Annotated in this window: 18 protein-coding genes; 12 read left to right on the forward strand and 6 right to left on the reverse strand. The window is 55.6% G+C overall.

What is annotated here, in order from left to right; genetic code table 11:
• Positions 1-46: 46 nt before the first annotated feature.
• Positions 47-514 (reverse strand): acyl-CoA thioesterase YigI, encoded by a 468-nt coding sequence (gene yigI / locus L977_RS01570; protein ID WP_014885643.1) that lies wholly within the window; start codon positions 512-514, stop codon positions 47-49.
• 160 nt (positions 515-674) lie between these two features.
• Between yigI and pldA the strand changes: the two genes are divergently transcribed.
• The 3 genes from pldA (at position 675) to rhtC (ending at position 4146) form a co-directional block, all read left to right on the forward strand.
• Positions 675-1544, forward strand: a complete 870-nt coding sequence (gene pldA / locus L977_RS01575; RefSeq protein WP_014885642.1) for a phospholipase A — start codon at positions 675-677, stop codon at positions 1542-1544.
• 90 nt (positions 1545-1634) lie between these two features.
• Positions 1635-3464: an ATP-dependent DNA helicase RecQ gene (gene recQ, locus L977_RS01580; RefSeq protein WP_014885641.1), complete on the forward strand. Its 1830-nt coding sequence runs from the start codon at positions 1635-1637 to the stop codon at positions 3462-3464.
• A gap of 61 nt (positions 3465-3525) precedes the next feature.
• A complete protein-coding gene (rhtC, locus tag L977_RS01585; protein ID WP_014885640.1) occupies positions 3526-4146 on the forward strand; it encodes a threonine export protein RhtC in 621 nt (206 codons plus the stop codon).
• Here rhtC and rhtB read toward each other — a convergent pair.
• Positions 4143-4763, reverse strand: coding sequence for a homoserine/homoserine lactone efflux protein (gene rhtB / locus L977_RS01590; protein WP_047624429.1), 621 nt, complete (start codon positions 4761-4763; stop codon positions 4143-4145). The genes rhtC and rhtB overlap by 4 nt on opposite strands.
• 111 nt (positions 4764-4874) lie before the next feature.
• Here rhtB and pldB point away from each other — a divergent pair, with 111 nt between their 5' ends.
• The 3 genes from pldB to L977_RS01605 all read left to right on the forward strand — a co-directional run bounded on the left by pldB (position 4875) and on the right by L977_RS01605 (position 7681).
• On the forward strand, positions 4875-5867 hold the full coding sequence (pldB, locus tag L977_RS01595; protein ID WP_047624431.1) for a lysophospholipase L2: 993 nt from the start codon (positions 4875-4877) through the stop codon (positions 5865-5867).
• A gap of 31 nt (positions 5868-5898) precedes the next feature.
• A complete protein-coding gene (gene yigL, locus L977_RS01600) occupies positions 5899-6699 on the forward strand; it encodes a sugar/pyridoxal phosphate phosphatase YigL (RefSeq protein WP_047343347.1) in 801 nt (266 codons plus the stop codon).
• An 82-nt stretch (positions 6700-6781) separates the two neighbouring features.
• Complete coding sequence (locus L977_RS01605) at positions 6782-7681, forward strand: carboxylate/amino acid/amine transporter (protein WP_047624433.1); 900 nt, start codon at positions 6782-6784, stop codon at positions 7679-7681.
• Here L977_RS01605 and metR read toward each other — a convergent pair.
• Entirely contained in the window at positions 7569-8522 is a 954-nt protein-coding gene (metR, locus tag L977_RS01610; RefSeq protein WP_023331563.1) for an HTH-type transcriptional regulator MetR, read from the reverse strand. The two genes, L977_RS01605 and metR, sit on opposite strands and share 113 nt — an antisense overlap.
• Before the next feature lie 115 nt (positions 8523-8637).
• On the opposite strand from metR, the gene metE reads away from it, so the two are divergent.
• Positions 8638-10899, forward strand: coding sequence for a 5-methyltetrahydropteroyltriglutamate--homocysteine S-methyltransferase (gene metE / locus L977_RS01615; RefSeq protein ID WP_047624436.1), 2262 nt, complete (start codon positions 8638-8640; stop codon positions 10897-10899).
• Positions 10900-10931: 32 nt separating this feature from the next.
• Here metE and L977_RS01620 read toward each other — a convergent pair whose 3' ends face one another.
• The 3 genes from L977_RS01620 to L977_RS01630 are packed head-to-tail and all read right to left on the reverse strand — an operon-like array spanning position 10932 to position 14469.
• Positions 10932-12014 (reverse strand): ABC transporter ATP-binding protein, encoded by a 1083-nt coding sequence (locus tag L977_RS01620; protein WP_047624437.1) that lies wholly within the window; start codon positions 12012-12014, stop codon positions 10932-10934.
• A complete protein-coding gene (locus L977_RS01625) occupies positions 12011-13399 on the reverse strand; it encodes a phosphomannomutase/phosphoglucomutase (protein WP_047624439.1) in 1389 nt (462 codons plus the stop codon). Before L977_RS01625 ends, L977_RS01620 begins: the two co-directional genes overlap by 4 nt.
• A 29-nt stretch (positions 13400-13428) precedes the next feature.
• Positions 13429-14469, reverse strand: coding sequence for a LacI family DNA-binding transcriptional regulator (locus L977_RS01630; RefSeq protein ID WP_052192597.1), 1041 nt, complete (start codon positions 14467-14469; stop codon positions 13429-13431).
• Between the two features lie 186 nt (positions 14470-14655).
• Between L977_RS01630 and L977_RS01635 the strand changes: the two genes are divergently transcribed.
• The 5 genes from L977_RS01635 to L977_RS01655 form a co-directional block, all read left to right on the forward strand.
• Positions 14656-15945 carry an ABC transporter substrate-binding protein gene (locus L977_RS01635; protein WP_047624441.1) on the forward strand — a complete coding sequence of 430 codons (1290 nt, stop codon included), beginning with the start codon at positions 14656-14658 and terminating at the stop codon, positions 15943-15945.
• Between the two features lie 8 nt (positions 15946-15953).
• Entirely contained in the window at positions 15954-16820 is an 867-nt protein-coding gene (locus L977_RS01640; protein WP_081987723.1) for a carbohydrate ABC transporter permease, read from the forward strand.
• Entirely contained in the window at positions 16821-17648 is an 828-nt protein-coding gene (locus L977_RS01645) for a carbohydrate ABC transporter permease (protein WP_014885628.1), read from the forward strand.
• Positions 17649-17658: 10 nt separating this feature from the next.
• On the forward strand, positions 17659-19242 hold the full coding sequence (locus L977_RS01650; RefSeq protein ID WP_045281884.1) for an alpha-amylase family glycosyl hydrolase: 1584 nt from the start codon (positions 17659-17661) through the stop codon (positions 19240-19242).
• The coding region (locus tag L977_RS01655; RefSeq protein WP_047624445.1) for a glycoside hydrolase family 130 protein at positions 19226-20254 on the forward strand (1029 nt) is incomplete at its 3' end. The genes L977_RS01650 and L977_RS01655, both read left to right, overlap by 17 nt.

Below are 20254 nucleotides of genomic sequence, written 5' to 3' on the forward strand. Positions count from 1 at the left end.
AAATCCGTTACAAAAAAGTGAATTAATTTTACCCGATTTTGCCGCTTCAACCCACCATATAAGTGGCGGTTGCGCTGGCGATATAAACCTGTTCTTCGTTGTGTAATTCTACGCGCGCCACCGCAACTTTATTCCCCGCACGCAGCAGGCTGCTGGAGCAGGTAAAACGATTGCCGCGTCCGGGGCGAAGATAATCGACGCGTAAATCAATTGTGCCCATGCGTGCCAGACGCTGGCGGAGTTCGTCTTCATTGATGGTGTCATGACGCGTCAGCGTACTGCCCACGCAGACCAGACCAGCCGCCACGTCCAGCGCGGAAGCAATCACCCCGCCGTGCAAAATACTTTGCGCCCAGTTGCCCACCATCATCGGCTGGTTGTTGAAGCTCAACTGGGCAAACTCTTTCTCGTAACGTTCCAGCTCCAGACCCAGCGCACGGTTAAATGGCATATGGTAAACAAAAATCTCGCCCACGAGCTTTAACACTTCTTCAGAGGTAAGCATGGCTGACATGAGGCATCACATCCCTATTGTTAATGAAATGTTGATTTTATGCCTCAACAATACGGATTTCCACTTTCAGAAACGAGGAGGCGGAAGTTGGCGCAGAAGTCTGTAGAATGCCCGGATAAAATTATTCATTACACGTCACTATTTCAGGAGAACACCACCGATGCGGACGTATCTGGGTTGGTTACTGGCGGCGGTTGCGCTGCCCCTCACAGCATATGCGCAGGAAGCGACAGTTAAAGAAGTGCACGATGCGCCATCCGTACACGGTAGCATCATTGCTAACATGCTTCAGGAGCATGACAATCCGTTCACGCTTTACCCGTATGACACCAACTACGTGATTTACACCCAGACCAGCGATCTGAACAAAGAAGCGATAAGCTCCTATAACTGGTCTGATAATGCGCGTAAAGATGAGGTGAAGTTCCAGTTGAGCCTCGCCTTCCCGTTCTGGCGCGGTATTCTGGGGCCGAACTCGGTACTCGGTGCCTCTTACACGCAGAAATCCTGGTGGCAGCTTTCCAACAGCGGCGAATCTTCGCCGTTCCGTGAAACCAACTATGAGCCGCAACTGTTCCTTGGCTTTGCAACGGATTATGAATTTGCCGGATGGACGTTGCGTGACGTCGAAGTCGGCTTTAATCACGATTCTAACGGCCGTTCCGACCCCACGTCTCGTAGCTGGAACCGTGCCTATACGCGCCTGATGGCGCAGAACGGCAACTGGATGGTGGAAGTGAAGCCGTGGTATGTGGTGGGGAGCACCGACGATAACCCGGATATCACCAAATATATGGGTTACTACCAGCTCAAGGTCGGCTACCAGTTAGGCGATGCCGTGCTGAGCGCGAAAGGCCAGTACAACTGGAATACCGGCTACGGTGGTGCGGAAGTGGGCCTGAGCTACCCGGTAACGAAGCATGTGCGCCTCTATACGCAGGTGTACAGCGGTTACGGCGAGTCGCTGATCGACTATAACTTCAACCAGACCCGCGTGGGTGTGGGCGTAATGCTGAACGATATTCTCTAAGATGCTCGAATGTTTTTGCGTTAAACGTTGAAGTTTCTCTCTCAGGCGCTGAAAATAGCGCCTGTTTCATTTCTGGCATATGGGGTTAACGTGGCGCAGGCGGAAGTATTGAATCAGGAGTCGCTGGCTAAACAGGTTTTGCATGAAACCTTTGGCTACCAGCAGTTCCGCCCTGGCCAGGAAACCATCATTGAAACCGTGCTGGAAGGCCGTGATTGTCTGGTCGTTATGCCGACCGGCGGCGGGAAATCACTCTGTTATCAGGTGCCCGCGCTGGTGCTTAACGGCCTGACGGTCGTGGTATCGCCCCTTATTTCTCTGATGAAAGACCAGGTTGATCAACTGCTCGCCAACGGCGTGGCGGCGGCCTGTCTTAATTCCACGCAAACCCGGGAGCAGCAGCAAGAGGTGATGGCCGGGTGTCGCACCGGGCAGGTTCGTCTGCTGTATATCGCACCGGAACGCCTGATGCTGGATAACTTCCTCGACCATCTCGCACACTGGAACCCGGTTCTGCTGGCGGTGGATGAAGCGCACTGTATCTCGCAGTGGGGGCACGATTTCCGCCCGGAATATGCCGCCCTCGGCCAGCTCCGTCAGCGCTTCCCGGAACTGCCGTTTATGGCGCTTACCGCCACGGCAGATGATACGACGCGTCTGGATATCGTTCGCCTGCTGGGGCTGAATGATCCCTATATTCAGGTCAGCAGCTTTGACCGCCCTAACATCCGCTACATGCTGATGGAAAAATTCAAGCCGCTGGATCAGCTCCTGCGCTATGTCCAGGAACAGCGCGGCAAGTCGGGCATTATCTACTGCAACAGTCGGGCGAAGGTGGAAGACACCGCCGCGCGTCTGCAAAACCGTGGCTTTAGCGCCGCAGCGTATCATGCCGGGCTGGAGAACCACATCCGTGCGGATGTGCAGGAGAAATTCCAGCGTGACGACCTGCAGATTGTGGTCGCGACGGTGGCGTTCGGAATGGGGATTAACAAGCCCAACGTGCGTTTTGTTGTGCATTTCGATATCCCGCGTAATATCGAATCCTACTATCAGGAAACCGGCCGCGCCGGGCGTGATGGTCTGCCTGCGGAAGCAATGCTGTTTTACGATCCAGCCGATATGGCGTGGCTGCGCCGCTGTCTGGAAGAGAAACCGCAGGGACAGCTGCAGGATATCGAACGCCATAAGCTCAACGCGATGGGGGCGTTTGCCGAAGCGCAAACCTGCCGCCGTCTGGTGCTGCTCAACTATTTTGGTGAAGGGCGACAGGAGCCGTGCGGCAACTGCGATATCTGCCTGGATCCGCCGAAGCAGTACGATGGCCTGATGGACGCGCGTAAGGCGCTTTCGACCATTTACCGTGTGAATCAACGCTTCGGGATGGGTTACGTGGTGGAAGTGTTGCGCGGCGCCAATAACCAGCGTATCCGCGACATGGGCCACGACAAACTGCCGGTCTACGGGATCGGTAAAGATCAGAGCCACGAGCACTGGGTTAGCATTATTCGTCAGCTGATTCACCTCGGATTTGCCACGCAGAACATCGCTCAGCACTCGGCGCTACAGCTGACCGAAGCCGCGCGTCCGGTGTTGCGCGGTGACGTTGAACTGAAGCTCGCCGTACCGCGCGTGGTCGCCCTCAAACCACGCGTGATGCAGAAATCCTACGGCGGTAACTATGACCGCAAGCTGTTTGCCAAACTGCGTAAGCTGCGTAAAGCCATTGCTGATGAAGAGAACATCCCGCCTTACGTGGTGTTCAACGACGCGACGCTGATTGAGATGGCGGAACAGATGCCGCTCAGCGCCAGCGAAATGCTCAGCGTCAACGGCGTAGGCACGCGCAAGCTGGAGCGCTTCGGTAAAGAGTTTATGGCGCTTATCCGTTCTCACGTTGACGGAGATGATGAGGAGTAGTCAGCCGGCCAAAAAAGTGCCAGTATGATGACTCACTGAATTATTTCCCTGCGAGCCAATTATGTTAATGCTATTTCTCACCGTGGCGTTAGTGCACATCGTTGCGCTGATGAGCCCGGGCCCTGACTTTTTCTTCGTATCGCAAACAGCAGTCAGTCGTTCCCGTAAAGAGGCGATGATGGGCGTGCTCGGTATTACCATGGGCGTCATGGTCTGGGCGGCCGTTGCGCTGCTCGGTCTGAACCTGATCCTGGCGAAGATGGCCTGGCTGCATAACATCATTATGGTTGGCGGTGGCCTGTACCTGTGCTGGATGGGCTACCAGATGCTGCGCGGGGCGCTGAAAAAAGAAGAGAAAAAAACGCAAGAGCCTAAGGTGGAGCTGGCAACGGGTGGACGGAGCTTTGTAAAAGGGCTGCTGACCAACCTGGCGAATCCGAAAGCGATTATCTATTTCGGCTCGGTGTTCTCGCTGTTTGTGGGCGACAGCGTTGGCGCGGGCGCACGTTGGGGCATTTTTCTGCTTATCGTCGTGGAGACCTTCGCGTGGTTCACTATCGTGGCAAGCCTGTTTGCCTTACCGGCGATGCGCCGTGGCTACCAGCGTATCGCGAAGTGGATCGATGGCTTCGCCGGCGCGCTGTTCGCCGGCTTCGGCATTCATCTCATCATTTCTCGCTAAGCATGACGCGCTGACGCAAGCAGCGCGCCAACCAGCATAAACAGCGAGCCAAACACTTTGTTCAGGGCCTTCATCTGCTTAGGCCCTTTTATCCATCCGGCAATCCGCTGTGCCAGCGTCGCGTAACCAATCATCACGATAATATCGACAATAATTGTGGTCGCACCCAGCACCACGTACTGCATCACCTGAGGCTGGTGCGGCACGATAAACTGTGGGAACAGCGCGGCGAGGAACACAATGCTTTTCGGGTTGGTCAGGTTGACGAATACTGCCCGCTTAAACAGATGACCACGGTTTTGCGTCTGCGCGAGCGTATTCAGGTTAATGGCGCCAGCCGCGCGCCACTGCTGAATACCCAGCCAGATAAGATATGCCGCACCGGCCCATTTCAGCACTTCAAACGCCAGCTCCGAGCGGGAGAACAGCGTTCCCAGGCCAATCCCGACCAGGACGATGTGAATGCCCAGCCCGGTTTGCAAACCGGCAATCGACGCCGCCGCCCCGCGATAGCCGTGGTTGATGGAGGTAGTCATGGTGTTAATCGCACCCGAACCCGGTGAAAGGCTCAGGATGATGGATGTCAGCAGGTAGGCGAACCACCACTCGAAGGTCATTTGAAACTCCCGAATCGTCTGTTTTTATGCCACAATACGCTATTGATGAGTCATTTTGTGACCGGTTACGAAAAAAAACGATATTCCCTGGATTACGTGAGTGGAAACCCAATGTTTCAGCAGAAAAAGGACTGGGAAACACGAGAAAACGCATTTGCTGCTTTCTCTATGGGGCCGCTGACCGATTTCTGGCGGCAGCGTGAGGAAGATGAGTTTACGGGCGTCGGGGGCATCCCGGTACGCTTCGTTCGTTTCCGTGATGAGAAAAATGACCGGGTAATCGTGGTTTGCCCGGGGCGTATTGAAAGCTACGTTAAATACGCCGAACTGGCCTACGATCTGGTCCATATGGGGTTCGATGTGCTCATCATCGACCACCGTGGACAGGGGCTGTCCGGACGCATGCTACAGGACACGCACCGTGGACATGTCGATCGCTTCAGCGATTACGTCGACGATTTTGCCGCGTTCTGGCAGCAGGAAGTGCAGCCCGGCCCCTGGCGTAAGCGCTATATCCTTGCGCACTCCATGGGTGGCGCTATTTCGACGCTGTTTTTGCAGCGGTATCAACACCAGTGTGATGCCATTGCGCTAACCGCGCCGATGTACGGTATCGTCATACGTTTCCCCGACTGGATGGTGCGTCATCTTCTCGACTGGGCTGAGGGCCATCAGCGCATTCGTGAAGGCTATGCCATCGGGACCGGACGCTGGCGTGCGCTGCCGTTCGCCATCAACGTCTTAACCCACAGTCGGCAGCGTTATCGCCGCAACCTGCGCTTTTATGCCGATGAACCGCGCTTACGCGTCGGTGGCCCGACCTGGCACTGGGTGCGGGAGGGGATTCTGGCCGGTGAACAGGTGCTGGCGGGGGTAGGTGATGATGACACGCCAACACTCCTGATTCAGGCTGAAGAAGAGCGTGTGGTCGATAACCGCATGCATGACCGTTATTGTGAATTGCGCGTCGCCGCCGGTCACCCTTGTGAAGGGGGAAAACCGCTGGTCATCAACGGCGCTTACCATGAGATCCTTTTCGAAAAGGACGCTATGCGCTCAGTCGCGCTCAACGCCATTGTTGAATTTTTCAACAGGCATAACTGATTATTGTTTTCCACCAGAGGTTGAAATCCCTATGTACCAGGTTGTTGCATCTGATTTAGATGGCACGCTGCTTTCCCCTGACCACACCCTGTCGCCTTACGCGAAAGAGACCTTAAAGCTTCTGACTGCCCGTGGCGTGAACTTTGTGTTTGCCACCGGCCGCCACCACGTGGACGTGGGGCAGATCCGCGATAATCTTGAGATCAAATCGTACATGATCACCTCCAACGGTGCGCGCGTGCATGATACTGACGGTAACCTGATCTTTACCCATAACCTGGATCGCGATATTGCCGCCGATCTCTTCGGCGTGGTGCATAACAACCCGGCTATCATCACCAACGTGTACCGCGACGACGACTGGTTCATGAACCGCCACCGCCCGGATGAAATGCGTTTCTTCAAGGAAGCGGTATTTAACTACTCCCTGTACGAGCCGGGCCTTCTTGAGCCGGAAGGCATCAGTAAGGTGTTCTTCACCTGCGATAGCCATGAAGAACTGCTCCCACTGGAACAGGCGATCAACGCCCGCTGGGGCGATCGCGTCAACGTGAGCTTCTCAACCCTGACCTGTCTGGAAGTGATGGCGGGGGGCGTCTCCAAAGGTCACGCGCTGGAAGCGGTCGCGAAACGTCTGGGTTTCGCGCTGAAAGACTGCATCGCTTTTGGTGATGGCATGAACGACGCTGAAATGCTCTCCATGGCAGGCAAGGGCTGCATCATGCAGAACGCGCATCAGCGTCTGAAAGATCTGCACCCGGAACTGGAAGTGATTGGTTCCAACGCTGATAACGCGGTACCGAAATACCTGCGCAAGCTGTTCCTTGAATAATCTTCATTCGGTTGTTTGTTGACCAGATGTCAACTGAAGAGTCCGCTACAATGCCTGTCCTTCTTTCTGAGAGACAAGCATTGTGGCGCTACTCATTATCACCACTATCCTGTGGGCCTTCTCCTTTAGCCTGATTGGCGAGTACCTTGCCGGTTCGGTCGACAGCTACTTCTCGGTGCTGATGCGCGTGGGGCTGGCGGCGCTGGTATTCCTGCCGTTTCTGCGCACGCGTGGTCAATCGCTGAAAACGATTGTGCTGTACATGCTGGTGGGCGCGATGCAGTTGGGCATCATGTATCTGTTCAGCTTCCGGGCTTACGTCTATTTGTCCGTCTCTGAATTCCTGCTCTTTACCGTGTTGACGCCGCTCTATATTACGTTGATTTATGACCTGCTCAGCAGGCGTCGTCTGCGCTGGGGATACCTGCTAAGCGCGGCGCTGGCGGTGATTGGCGCGGCAATTATTCGCTATGACAAAGTCAGCGATCACTTCTGGACCGGGTTGATGTTCGTCCAGCTCGCCAACATCAGTTTCGCCATCGGCATGGTGGGCTACAAACGCCTGATGGAAACCCGCCCGATGCCTCAGCACAATGCATTTGCGTGGTTCTATATGGGCGCGGCGATTGTCGCGGTATCGGCGTGGTTTCTGCTCGGTAACCCGCAAAAGCTGCCGACCACGTCGGTGCAGTGGGGCGTTCTGGTCTGGCTGGGCGTGGTGGCGTCAGGGCTGGGTTACTTCCTGTGGAACTACGGCGCGACGCAGGTCGACGCCGGAACGCTCGGGATAATGAACAACGTGCACGTCCCGGCGGGGCTGCTGGTCAACCTCGCCATCTGGCAGCAGCAACCGCACTGGCCGAGCTTCCTTATTGGGGGAGCGGTGATCCTGGCTTCACTGTGGGTCCATCGCCGCTGGGTCGCTCCGCGCTCCGCACAAACGGAAGATGGTCGCACGCGTGGTTCCGCGCTGAGCGAATAAACGCTTCTGTCACCGGCTGACGCTGCTCGCCATCGCGCACGGCAGCGTACAGACGGCTCCACAGTCCTTCACCCAGGGTTTTGGTCACCACCAGGCCCTGGCGTTCAAAACTCTCCACCACCCAGTGCGGCAGCGCCGCGATGCCCATATTGGCGGCAACCATCTGAATCAACAGCAGGGTGTTATCCACGCTTTTCAGCTGCGGGCTAATACCTGCCGGCTGCAGGAAATGACGCCAGATATCCAGGCGACTGCGCTGAACCGGATAAATCAGCAGCGTTTCTGTTGCCAGGTCTTCCGGCGTGATGCGCGTTTTAGCCGCCAGCGGATGATCCGGTGCCAGCACCAGGCGCACTTCAAAATCAAACATCGGCGAATAGTGCAGGCCGCTGCGCGGCAGAATGTCGGAGGTCATCACCAGATCCAACTCACCCTGCTGCAGCGAGGGTTGCGGGTCGAACGTCACACCGGATTTAAAATCCATCTCCACCTGCGGCCACTTCTGGCGGAAGTTCTCAAGCGCAGGGGTCAGCCATTGAATACAGCTGTGGCACTCAATGGCGATGCGCAGTTTTGTCTGCTGCGGCTCGTTACAGGACTGTAGCGCGCTGGCGATCTGCGGCAGGACCTGATTCGCCAGTTGAAGAAGAATTTCACCCTGCGGCGTAAAGCGCAGAGGTTGGCTCTTACGCACAAAAAGACGAAATCCGAGGCGTTGTTCCAGATCGCTGAACTGGTGAGAAAGGGCAGACTGGGTCTGGTGCAGCGTGGCTGCCGCCGCCGCGAGCGATCCGCAGTTCCGCAACGCTTGCAGCGTTTTCAGGTGTTTTATCTCGATCATGAAAGTCCTTCACTTCGCCATGAACATTTTGCGCTTGAGGAATATACAGTACCTGCCAATTATAGATGTGTAAACATCTGGACGTCTAAATAGCAAAATTCACAAGGGGCATAACATGACAATCCGCAATCACACTCTCGGTTTCCCTCGCGTTGGCCTGCGTCGCGAGCTGAAAAAAGCGCAAGAAAGCTACTGGGCGGGTAACGCTACCCGTGAAGAACTACTGACCGTGGGGCGCGAGCTGCGCGCTCGTCACTGGGATCAGCAAAAGCAGGCGGGCATTGACCTGCTGCCGGTGGGCGATTTCGCCTGGTACGACCATGTTCTGACGACCAGCCTGCTGCTGGGCAACGTGCCGGCTCGTCATCAGAACAAAGATGGATCGGTAGATATCGATACCCTGTTCCGCATCGGCCGTGGTCGTGCGCCAGCGGGTGAACCCGCGGCAGCGGCGGAAATGACCAAGTGGTTTAACACCAACTATCACTATATGGTGCCGGAGTTCGTAAAAGGTCAGCAGTTCAAACTGACCTGGACACAGCTTCTGGACGAAGTCGACGAAGCGCTGGCGCTGGGCCACCAGGTAAAACCGGTGCTGCTCGGACCGGTAACCTACCTGTGGCTGGGCAAAGTCAAAGGCGAGCCGTTTGACCGCCTCAGCCTGCTGAAGGACATTCTGCCCGTCTACAAACAGGTACTGATTGAGCTGGGTAAACGCGGCATTCAGTGGGTGCAAATCGACGAACCTGCTTTGGTGCTTGAGCTGCCCCAGGTTTGGCTCGATGCCTTCAAACCGGCGTATGACGCGCTTACCGGGCAGGTGAAGCTGTTGCTGACCACCTATTTCGAGGGCGTGACGCCTAACCTGAGCACGATTGCCGCGCTGCCGGTTCAGGGTCTGCATGTTGACCTGGTTCACGGCAAAGATGACGTGAAGGACCTGCACAAACGTCTGCCCGCAGACTGGCTGCTCTCAGCGGGGCTGGTAAACGGTCGTAACGTCTGGCGTGCCGATCTCACCGAAAAGTATGCTCAAATTAAAGACATTGTCGGTAAACGTGAGCTGTGGGTGGCCTCATCATGTTCACTGCTGCACAGCCCGATCGATCTGAGCGTGGAGACCCGTCTCGACCCGGAAGTGAAAAGCTGGTTTGCCTTCGCCCTGCAAAAATGTGAAGAACTGGCGCTGCTGCGCGACGCGCTGAACAGCGGTGACACGGCGGCGATTACCGAATGGAGCGCCCCGATTCAGGCGCGCCGTCATTCGGCACGCGTGCATAATCCGGCAGTGGAAAAACGTCTGGCGGCCATCACCGCTCAGGACAGCCAGCGCCAGAGTCCGTATGAAGTCCGTGCCGAAGCCCAGCGCGCCCGCTTCAACCTGCCCGCATGGCCAACCACGACGATCGGTTCATTTCCACAAACGACCGAGATCCGCGGCCTGCGTCTCGACTTCAAAAAGGGCAATCTGGATGCGAATCACTACCGTACCGGCATTGCTGAGCACATCAGGCAGGCGATCATCGAGCAGGAGCGTTTAGGTCTGGACGTGCTGGTGCACGGTGAAGCCGAGCGTAACGACATGGTGGAATACTTCGGTGAACACCTGGACGGCTTCGTGTTTACCCAGAATGGCTGGGTGCAGAGCTACGGTTCCCGCTGCGTGAAGCCACCGGTGGTGATCGGTGACGTCAGCCGCCCGGAAGCGATTACGGTGGCGTGGGCGAAGTATGCTCAGTCTCTGACCGACAAGCCGGTAAAAGGCATGCTGACCGGGCCGGTGACCATTCTGTGCTGGTCGTTCCCGCGTGAAGACGTGACCCGTGAAACCATTGCGAAGCAAATCGCGCTGGCGCTGCGTGATGAGGTGGCGGATCTGGAAGACGCTGGCATTGGCATTATCCAGATTGACGAACCGGCGTTACGAGAAGGTTTGCCGCTGCGCCGCAGCGACTGGGATGACTATCTGAAGTGGGGCGTGGAAGCCTTCCGCATCAATGCTGCGGTGGCGAAAGACGACACGCAGATCCACACCCATATGTGTTACTGCGAATTTAACGACATTATGGATTCCATTGCCGCGCTGGATGCCGACGTGATCACCATCGAGACCTCGCGTTCAGATATGGAGCTGCTCGAGTCGTTTGAAGAGTTCGACTATCCAAACGAAATCGGACCGGGGGTGTACGACATTCACTCCCCGAACGTGCCGAGCGTGGAGTGGATTGAAGCCCTGCTGAAAAAAGCCGCTCAGCGTATTCCGGCAGAGCGCCTGTGGGTGAACCCGGACTGCGGCCTGAAAACCCGCGGCTGGCCGGAAACCCGCGCAGCGCTCGCCAACATGGTGAAGGCAGCGCAGAATTTGCGTCAGGGGTAAGTCTGCGCATTTCCCGCCGCCTGATACTCTACTCAGGCGGCATTTTCCGTCATTGCAATCCGCTTGCCTGCCGCGTCAAAGAGATGCAGATAAGCCTCCTGCACGGTCAGCGTGATACGTTGCTGCGCAGGCAGACTCAGTTGCTGGAAGGATTTCAGGCACACGGCATGCCCTGCCACGTCCAGCCACACCAGGGTTGAATCTCCCTGCAGTTCGCATAACCGCGTTTTCCCGCTCAGGCTAAAATCCCCCGGCTGCTGATAACCCAGGTGTTCAGGGCGGATCGCGACAAATACCGATTCCCCCTCCTGAATGTCTGCGGGCTGACGCGAAAGCGGGAAGACGGTATCAGGGTCGATATGCAATGCCCCCTGCTGCCAGACGGCGGGTAACATATTGATTTTTGGCGTACCGATGAATTCGGCCACGAAGCGGTTCGCCGGGGTGTTGTACAGTTCAAGCGGCGTACCCGTTTGCTCAATATTGCCTTTACACATCACCACGATACGGTCGGCCAGCGTCATCGCCTCGACCTGATCGTGCGTGACGTAAATCATGGTGTTTTTCAGGGTATTATGGAGTTGCTGGATCTCCTGGCGCATTTCAACCCGCAGAGCGGCGTCAAGGTTGGAAAGGGGTTCGTCAAACAGGAACAGCGCGGGCTGCTGGACAATGGAACGACCTATCGCCACGCGCTGGCGCTGGCCGCCGGAGAGGTGTTGCGGAAGCCTGTCGAGCAGCTCGTCCAGCCTGAGCATGTTGGCGGCATGGGTGATGCGCTGCGCAATGTCGGCCTCCGGGGTGCGGATATTGCGTAAGCCAAAGGCGAGGTTCTCCCGTACGGTCATATGCGGATAAAGTGCATAGGACTGGAAAACCATCGACAAGCTCCGCTTGCCCGCCGCCAGGTGGGTGACATCCTCATTGCCCATCATCAGCATGCCACTGTCTGGCGCCTCTAATCCCGCGATCATGCGCAGCAGCGTCGATTTCCCGCACCCGGAGGGGCCCACAAGAACGATAAATTCTCCTGATGCTATCTCCAGTGACAGATCCGCCACGATGACGTTTTTATCGTACTTTTTATGAATATGTCGTAATGAAAGGGCGGTCATAATGTCTCCTGAGCCCCTTGCAGGGCAGAAATCAGCATCAGCACTTCATGAGTTTTATGGACAAGCAGAGCGGTATCTCCCCGCGCTTCAACATTAAGGCGAACCAGCGGCTCGGTGTTTGAGGCGCGGAGGTTAAAACGCCAGTCTGTGAAGGACAGGCTCAGGCCGTCGCAGTTGTCGCGTTCGCATGCGACCGGGGCATAGTGCGCGGCGACGTCATTGAGGAGTGCGGCGGGCTCGTTGACCGTCAGGTTGATTTCACCAGACACCGGATAGCGGGCCTGTGCGTGACGCATAAGATGAGAGAGCGGCTGCGCGTCTGCGCCCAGGATCTGGAGCATCAGGATCAGCGGGATCATGCCGCTATCGCAGTAGCCAAAATCGCGAAAATAGTGATGGCCACTCATCTCGCCGCCGTAAATGGCATTTTCCCTTCGCATCCGGGCTTTCAGGAAGGCATGCCCGGTTTTACTCACGATTGCGCTACCGCCGCAACGGGCGACCGTGTCGAGCGTGTTCCAGATTAAGCGGGGATCAAGAATGATGCGGCTGCCGGGATAGCGTCGCAGAAAATGTTCGGCAAACAGCCCCACGAGATAATAGTTCTCAACGTAATCCCCGCGCTCGTCGAAGAAAGAGCAACGATCGAAATCGCCATCCCAGGCGATGCCAGCATCGGCGTGATGTTCGATGACGGCCAGTCGGGTGCTTTGCCGGTTTTCAGGCAGCATCGGGTTAGGTACGCCAGCGGGAAAGCGGCCATCTGGCTGGTGATGAATACGGATAAACTCGACCGGTACACCGGCACGCTTTAAGCCCTCATCAAGCGCATCTAGCGCCGGACCTGCTGTGCCGTGCCCGGCGTTGACCACCAGGCGTAACGTTCGCGTTGGGGACGTAGTGATGAATCGCAGCAGAGCGTTCACCCAGGCCGGGCGATTGTCGAAGGGAAAAATGCCCCCACGACGCACGCAGGGTGGAAAGCGGTTCTGTTCTGCCAGCGCTTTGATCTCCAGCAGACCGTTGTCATTACTGATCGGGCGCGCCTCAAGGCCAACCAGCTTAAAGCCGTTATAATGGGCGGGATTGTGGCTCGCCGTCACCTGGATCCCTCCGTCTGCCCGCAATTCCCGGGTGGCGAAATAGACCTCTTCCGTACCGGTCATGCCCAGGTCGATAACATCGACGCCGCCTGCGGTAAGCCCGTCGATCAGGGCCGTTTTTAGCGCCCCCGAGCTGAGGCGGACATCAGCGCCTACTACCACGCGCCGGGGATGCAGCCAGACGGCGTACGCCCTTCCGATGCGACGCGCAATGTCAGGGGTGAGATTGACGTCAACTTCGCCACGAATGTCATAGGTTTTAAAGCACGTTAGTTCATCCATAGTTCACTCTTATCTTAAGCAGGGTAATCTCATGCCGTATCACGCTCGATAAGCCGGTGTTCCAGCGCAACGTGGGTGACGGGGCCATTGTTCAGAAGCAGATCAACCGCGATTTCACCTTTACGTTCGGCATCCTGCGCGATGGTGGTAAGTCCAGGCCCGTTATACTGCCGGGCGGTATTGTCGAATCCGGTAATGGCGACCCGGCCAGGTATAGCAAGATGCTGTCGCTGGCAATAATTCACCGCGCCGATGGCAAAACGATCGGATAAGCAGATCAGCGCCGTGATCTCAGGGTGTGCCGTCAGCAATGCTTCCGCTGCCCGTTCGCCGTGTGGCTCATCGTGATGGGTTTCACACAGCCAGCAGTCGCTGAGCGTAATACCGTGCTCTTGAAACGCGTCGCGGCAGGCATTCACGCGGGTCAGCATGAGTTGGTTATCCCCCGTCACGCGGTGGGTCAGAGGGCGCATCCCGCGCGCGTTCGGGTGAGACGGGAAGGCAATAATGCCGAAATGGCGATGACCCTTTTGTATCAGGTAGTGGGTGATATCACGCATGGCGCGTGTGTTATCCACCGACACGCTGCTGAACTGCGGAAGCTGAAAATCGAGCGTCACCACGGGCAGATTACGGGCCAGGGTTTGTTGAATAATGGCGGCGCTGTTATGCGTGGCGTTGAGAATATACCCGTCCACCAGGGTAGTGAGCGATGAAGGCCCTTTTTGAAGCGGGATCAGCACCAGATTAATATTACGGTCTTCGCAGCGGGTCGCGACGCCGCGCATCAGGCTGACGTCATGCGGATCGATAAAAACATAGCTCATGGCATCGTTAAAAATGACGCCGATCGCCCCGGATTTTCCGGTGCGCAAAGCCCGGGCGAGTTTATCCGGCCCCTGAAATCCAACCTGACGGGCGTGCCCAAGTATCTTTTCACGTAATTCAGCAGACAGCTTTTCGGGATTATTCCACGCGTTAGATACCGTGGTATGTGAAATACCCATCTCCGCTGCCAGCGATTTAATCGTCACGTTTTTATTCTTTCTTTTGCTAAATGAATTAGGCATTTTATATTCATGTAAATTATTTATGAGGCGTAATTAAATAAATAATAGCGGCTGAGTTTATCGTTAAATATAAATAGTTTTGTGATTTGTTTAACGTTAAACATAAAAAAGGGGTGTTAGCTTACGCACCATTCACAGAGTGCAGCAGTGAGCTATTAACACTTATCGACATCAGGGAGATATAACGTGAGAGTTGCAGAAGCAGCAAAATTAATAGCATCGGTAATATTCCTCTTTTTTCTTACCGGTTGCGGGCCTGATGATAAAAAAGAGACACAATCCGGGGCGCGTGAAACAATCAAAATGTGGGTCACACCCACCGTCAATGAAGAAGCTTTCTGGAGTAAAATAGTGGCGGAATGGAATAAAGACCCTGCCCATATGCCCGTCGAATTTACCGCTATTCCTGCCGCAAACAGTTCAGAAGAAGCGATAATGAACGCGCTGGCATCAGGGACTGAACCGGATATTTCAACCAATATATTTATTGGTTTTGCCAGCCAGCTTGTTGATGTCGGGCAGATAGAAGATCTCTCCAGAATGCCGGGTTTTCAGGAAACGATTCAGAAACGGCAAATGACTTCTCTGCTGTCAGCCTGGCAATTAAACGGCAAACAAACGGTACTGCCGGTATATATCAACCCGATTGTCTGGTGGTGGCGTGGCGATTTACTGAAGCAATACGGTTTTGATCGGGTACCGGTTAGCTACGATGAACTTTACGCGCTGGCGAAGCGTCGGGCGGCGGATAATCACGGCTATGTGTTACAGCTTACGGCAGGTAAAAACTGGTGGGAACGCTGGTTCGACTTCATTCCGCTGTTCTACGCCCAGAGCCACGGCAAGCCGTATCTGGTCGACAAAAAACCTGCGCTGACCACGCCTGCTGGCGAGGCCGTGCTGACCTTCATGGGCAACGTTTTTAATAATAAGTGGAGCAGCTACGACTTCACCTCTGCCGAGGATCCGCTCGCAACGGGGCAGGTTATCGCCTCAGCGCGCGGACCGTGGGATTTAGCCCGCTATCGCAAGCAGTATCCGGACATATTAAAAACGATTCAGATCGGTCCGATGCTGACCGAGACGGGCATTGAACACCCCTATACGTTCGGCGACAGCAAAGGTCTGGTGATCTTCAGTTCCAGTAAGCGAAAGGCGCAGGCCTGGCAGTTTATGCAGTGGGTCTTCAGTAACCCTGAACATGACCGGCTGTGGCTTGAGTTGACAGGGATGCCGCCCGCCCGCGCGGATTTAATGAGTAATCCGATCTTTGTCAGTTACTTCAAACAAAATCCGCTAGAGAAACAGATCGCCTCGTGGGTGGACGTCGCGCTTCCTCCTGCAGCAACAAACCAGACGACAGAAATACAGCGCAGCATGACGCAGATGCTTGAGCGCGTGATATTCAAAACCAGTACGCCTGCCGACGCGCTGAAACAATCTCAGCAGGAAATCAGCGCCCTCACGGGCCAGTAGGGGGCATGATGGCTGGATATGAATCCCGAACCGGAGGCCTGCTGGCCTCCACCTGGATTGGCTATTCGCTGCTATTCTGGTTCTACCCCCTTGCCTGGCTGGTGGTGCTGAGCGTGACCCGCTGGCAGTTTATCGGCGCACCGCAATTTACCGGTTTGCAGAATATTATTGGCGTACTGCACGATGCATTATTCTGGACATCCATGTGGAACATTTGCCGCTTTTTAATGTGGTATGTCCCGATCGTGTTTATTACCGCGCTGTTTTTTGCTGCCGGATTACGCAGGATTAACTATGGCCGGGGGTTTATCGCCTTAAGCTTTTTACTGGCAAATATCTCGTCAGGGGTGGCGTACTCAATTGTCTTTTCCCGTCTTTTTAATGAGTATGGCCCGGTTAACCGCTTATTGTCTGCGTGGTTTGGGATTTCCGTGCCGTGGTTTACCAACCCTGACTGCGCCATGCTATCCATTGCGCTTATCGTGACCTGGAAATTTGTCGGTTATTACGGATTAATTCTCTATTCCGGCATGCAGGCTATTCCATCGGATATTTATAGTGCGGCTATTCTCGATAAAACCGGGCGTTTTCAGAAAGGTTGGGCAATAACGCTGCCGATGATGAATCCGCAAATTGTGATGGTGATGGTGCTGGCTATTACGGTGGCATTCAGTATTTTTACAGAGCCCTATTTAATTACCGGTGGGGGGCCACTAAACAGTACTACCAGTCCCATGGTGGTCATGTACGAAGCCGCGTTTCAAAATATGAAACCTACCTGGGCTGCTGCCATGTCGATTATCGTCGCTGCCTGCAGTTTCCTGATGATCTGGCTATTTCGTCGGTTATTCGAAAAACACATTGAGATTGTATGAATGAAAAAACTCACGCCCCTGAGCCTGCTAATTCATGCGCTGATGTTTATTCTGGCGTTAAGCTGGCTCTATCCGTTTGTCTGGATGGTCGTGTCATCCCTGAAGCCTACAGCACAGATTTATACCACGGATCTCTTTTCGGGCACGCTGACGCTCGAAAATTACACTTTCCTTTTCGATAACAGCAACCGGGCCGATAAGCCGTTTCTGCGCACGCTGTTTAACTCGCTTTTCGTCTCTGTCACCGTGACCGCGAGCGTGACCGTCACCTCCATGCTGGTGGGGTATGCGCTGGCAAAAACGGAATTCTGGGGCAAAAACGCTTTCCGTAATCTGTTGATTGTGCAGATGGTTTTCCCGGTTTTCATGTTCATCATTCCACAGTTTGTGCTGATGCGTGAGCTCGGTCTGATCAACCGTTACAGCGCCATGATCCTGCCTTATGCAATGAGTGCCTGGGGGATCTTTATGGTGTCTCAGAGCTTCAAGGGTACGCCCAACGATTACCTGTACGCCGCGCGTCTGGATCATGCCAGCCTGTGGGCCATTCTGCGGCACGTCATGATGCCGCTGAACAAGTCCATTCTGGCGATCGTGGCGCTATTTACCTTCTCAAGCTCGTGGGACAACTTCCTCTGGCCGCTGATTGTCATGCGCGATGCCGACAAAATGCCGTTTTCGGTGCTGCTGGCCACCTTCAGTAAATCCTACGGCGTTTATCTGGGGCCAGTGATGGCGGGAGCCGTGGTGCAAATGCTGCCGGTCATCGTGTTGTTTATCCTGTTCCGGAAATATTTCCTGCAGGGCATGTCGTTATCACTGAAATAAGGAATGTACGGTGAACAAACAACCCTGGTGGCAGGCCTGTACCTGTTACCAAATTTATCTGCCGTCGTTTTGCGATGGTAACGGTGACGGGCTGGGTGATTTCCCAGGCCTGCTCTCAAAAGTGGATTACCTGAGCGCGTTAGGCATCGGTGCCATCTGGATCACGCCGTTTTACCCCTCTCCTCTGGTGGATAACGGGTATGACATTAGTGATTACTGCGCCGTCGACCCACGATTCGGCACGCTGACCGATTTTCGCGACGTCGTTCATCGCTGCCATGAAAAGGGGATCCGGGTCATTATCGATCTGGTGCTTAATCATGTCTCTTCGCAGCATCCGTGGTTTCAGGATGCCTGGAATAATCCCGCAAGCCGCTATCGGGACTATTTTCTTTTCAGCGCGCACCCTAACAACTGGGAGTCATTTTTTTCCGGCAGCGCCTGGAGCCCGGAGCCGGACACCGGCGAGTTTTACTACCATAAATTCGCGCCTGAGCAGGTCGATCTTAACTGGGCGAACCCCGCGGTTGAGCAGGAAATGCTTCAGGTCATTGATTTCTGGCAGGCACAGGGCGTGGATGGCTTCCGCTTCGACGTGATTAATTTCCTCAGTACGCGCGGCATCGGGCCTGACAATCCGGAGAAAGCGGGAGTACAGCAGCATGAGCATGACGTGAATCAGCCGGGACTCATCGGCACGCTGCAGCGCGTATGCCAACATGCCAGGCAGCAAGGGGATGTTTTCCTGATCGGCGAAATCGGCAGCGAGGAGAGGGAGACCCTGGCCCGTTATCAGGCCCCGTCGCTGATGGACGTGGTCTTTAACTTCAATATTGGCAGCCAGAAAACCTTCGATGCGGCACGCCTGTGCGACGAGATTAACGCCACGCTGGCGCTGCAGTCTGGCCTGCCGACGCTATTCTTTTCCAGCCACGATATGCCGCGCATGATTAGCCGCTTTGGTGAAGGCCCGCATGACGCCGCCCGGGCGTTGGCCGTTCTGGCGCTACAGCTGACCGTGCGCGGCGTACCGTTTATTTTTCAGGGTGACGAGTTGGGGATGCCCGACTATGTGCCTCAGACGGTCGGGCAGATTTTTGATATTCAGGGAAAAACCTTCTACGACACGGCCATGCGGCAGGGGTGCAGTGCCGCCGACGCGCTGGCGCAGGCCATTGAACATTCACGGGATGGGTCCCGCGCCCCCTTCCTCTGGTGCGACGCACCGTTTGCGGGCTTTTCCACATCCACGCCGTGGATGCCCGTCAGCCAGGACTATCCCTTGCTCAATGCCGAACATCAGATATCGACGCCCGGCTCGTTGTGGCGTCAGTACCAGACCTTCATTGCGCTTCGGGCCGCCATCGGGGCGCTACAGCATGGGGAGTGCAGCCTACTGAAGCGCCATAAGGCGTGCGTCTGGTTTACCCGAACAACGGCGCAGGAACAGGTCTGGGTGGCCGTGAATTTTGGCCAGCCGGTACAAAACCCATTGTGGGCCATTGAAGCGGATGTCCTGTACGGCCAAAACGCGCAGCAGCTGGATAAAAATCAAATTCTGATAAAAAGGAGTGTATATGAACAGACACGGTAAGAATCCGTTGATCACCCCGAGCGACGTGGTGCCTTCTCTGCCAGGACGGAAAGTGGAGTGCGTCTTTAACGCCGGGGTAACGGAGTATCATGGGGAGATTATCCTGCTGCTTCGGGTTGCCGAGAGCGTGATAAATGATGACCCACAGAAGATCGTCGTTCCGCTTCTGGTGCAGCAGTCCGGCGGCTGGCAGGCGGCAACAAAAACGTTCGAACGCAACGACCCGCGCTATGATTTTAGCGACCCGCGTACCATTGTGCTGAAAAGCGACCCGGCTCAGGTCTGGCTGACGTCAATGTCCCACCTGCGCCTGGCGCGAAGCCAGGACGGTGTAAATTTCACCATCGATCAACAGCCGTTTATTACCGCCGACAGCCGCTATGAGGAATTTGGCTGTGAAGATGCGCGTATCACCCTGATTGACGATGTCTGGTACATCAATTACTCCGCCGTGTCATCGCTGGGTATCTCCACCGCGCTGGCGACCACCGTTGATTTTATCTCCGTCGACAAGAAAGGGCTGATTTTCTGCCCTGATAACCGCGACGTCTGTTTCTTCCCGGAGAAGGTTGGCGGATCCTTCCGGGCGCTTACCCGGCCCGCGCCCTGCCATTTCGGCCACCCGGAAATCTGGATCTGCGAATCGCCCGATATGCTGCACTGGGGAAACCACCGGCATCTGCTGGGACGCTCGGGAGACGAATGGGATGCGCTGAAGTCGGGTGGCGGCGCGCCGCTGATCAAGACCGCGCGCGGCTGGCTGGAGATTTATCACGGCGTTGACGCTAGCCAGCGTTATTGCCTGGGCGCTCTGCTTCTGGATCTTGAGGATCCGCTCACCCTCATCGCCAAATCTTCCGTACCGCTGCTGGAGCCGAGCGCGCCCTATGAGCGTGAAGGCTTTTTCGGTAACGTCGTCTTTACCTGCGGGGCGCTGGTGCGTAATGACACGTTGCATATCTGGTATGGTGCGGCGGATGAGCGTATCGCCCTGGCCACGCTGCCGATGGAC

This window comes from Enterobacter sp. ZOR0014 (assembly GCF_000798855.1).
GTDB lineage: Bacteria > Pseudomonadota > Gammaproteobacteria > Enterobacterales > Enterobacteriaceae > Enterobacter > Enterobacter kobei.

Excerpts from the sequence above, each read along its gene's own strand:
- rhtB (WP_047624429.1), bottom strand. The coding sequence starts at position 4,763 with ATGACCTTCGAGTGGTGGTTCGCCTACCTGCTGACATCCATCATCCTG.
- pldB (WP_047624431.1), top strand. The coding sequence starts at position 4,875 with ATGTTTCAGCAGAAAAAGGACTGGGAAACACGAGAAAACGCATTTGCT.
- L977_RS01630 (WP_052192597.1), bottom strand. The coding sequence starts at position 14,469 with ATGCCTAATTCATTTAGCAAAAGAAAGAATAAAAACGTGACGATTAAA.
- rhtC (WP_014885640.1), top strand. The coding sequence starts at position 3,526 with ATGTTAATGCTATTTCTCACCGTGGCGTTAGTGCACATCGTTGCGCTG.
- yigL (WP_047343347.1), top strand. The coding sequence starts at position 5,899 with ATGTACCAGGTTGTTGCATCTGATTTAGATGGCACGCTGCTTTCCCCT.
- L977_RS01625 (WP_047624439.1), bottom strand. The coding sequence starts at position 13,399 with ATGGATGAACTAACGTGCTTTAAAACCTATGACATTCGTGGCGAAGTT.
- L977_RS01620 (WP_047624437.1), bottom strand. The coding sequence starts at position 12,014 with ATGACCGCCCTTTCATTACGACATATTCATAAAAAGTACGATAAAAAC.
- L977_RS01640 (WP_081987723.1), top strand. The coding sequence starts at position 15,954 with ATGGCTGGATATGAATCCCGAACCGGAGGCCTGCTGGCCTCCACCTGG.
- metE (WP_047624436.1), top strand. The coding sequence starts at position 8,638 with ATGACAATCCGCAATCACACTCTCGGTTTCCCTCGCGTTGGCCTGCGT.
- pldA (WP_014885642.1), top strand. The coding sequence starts at position 675 with ATGCGGACGTATCTGGGTTGGTTACTGGCGGCGGTTGCGCTGCCCCTC.
- L977_RS01645 (WP_014885628.1), top strand. The coding sequence starts at position 16,821 with ATGAAAAAACTCACGCCCCTGAGCCTGCTAATTCATGCGCTGATGTTT.
- metR (WP_023331563.1), bottom strand. The coding sequence starts at position 8,522 with ATGATCGAGATAAAACACCTGAAAACGCTGCAAGCGTTGCGGAACTGC.
- yigI (WP_014885643.1), bottom strand. The coding sequence starts at position 514 with ATGTCAGCCATGCTTACCTCTGAAGAAGTGTTAAAGCTCGTGGGCGAG.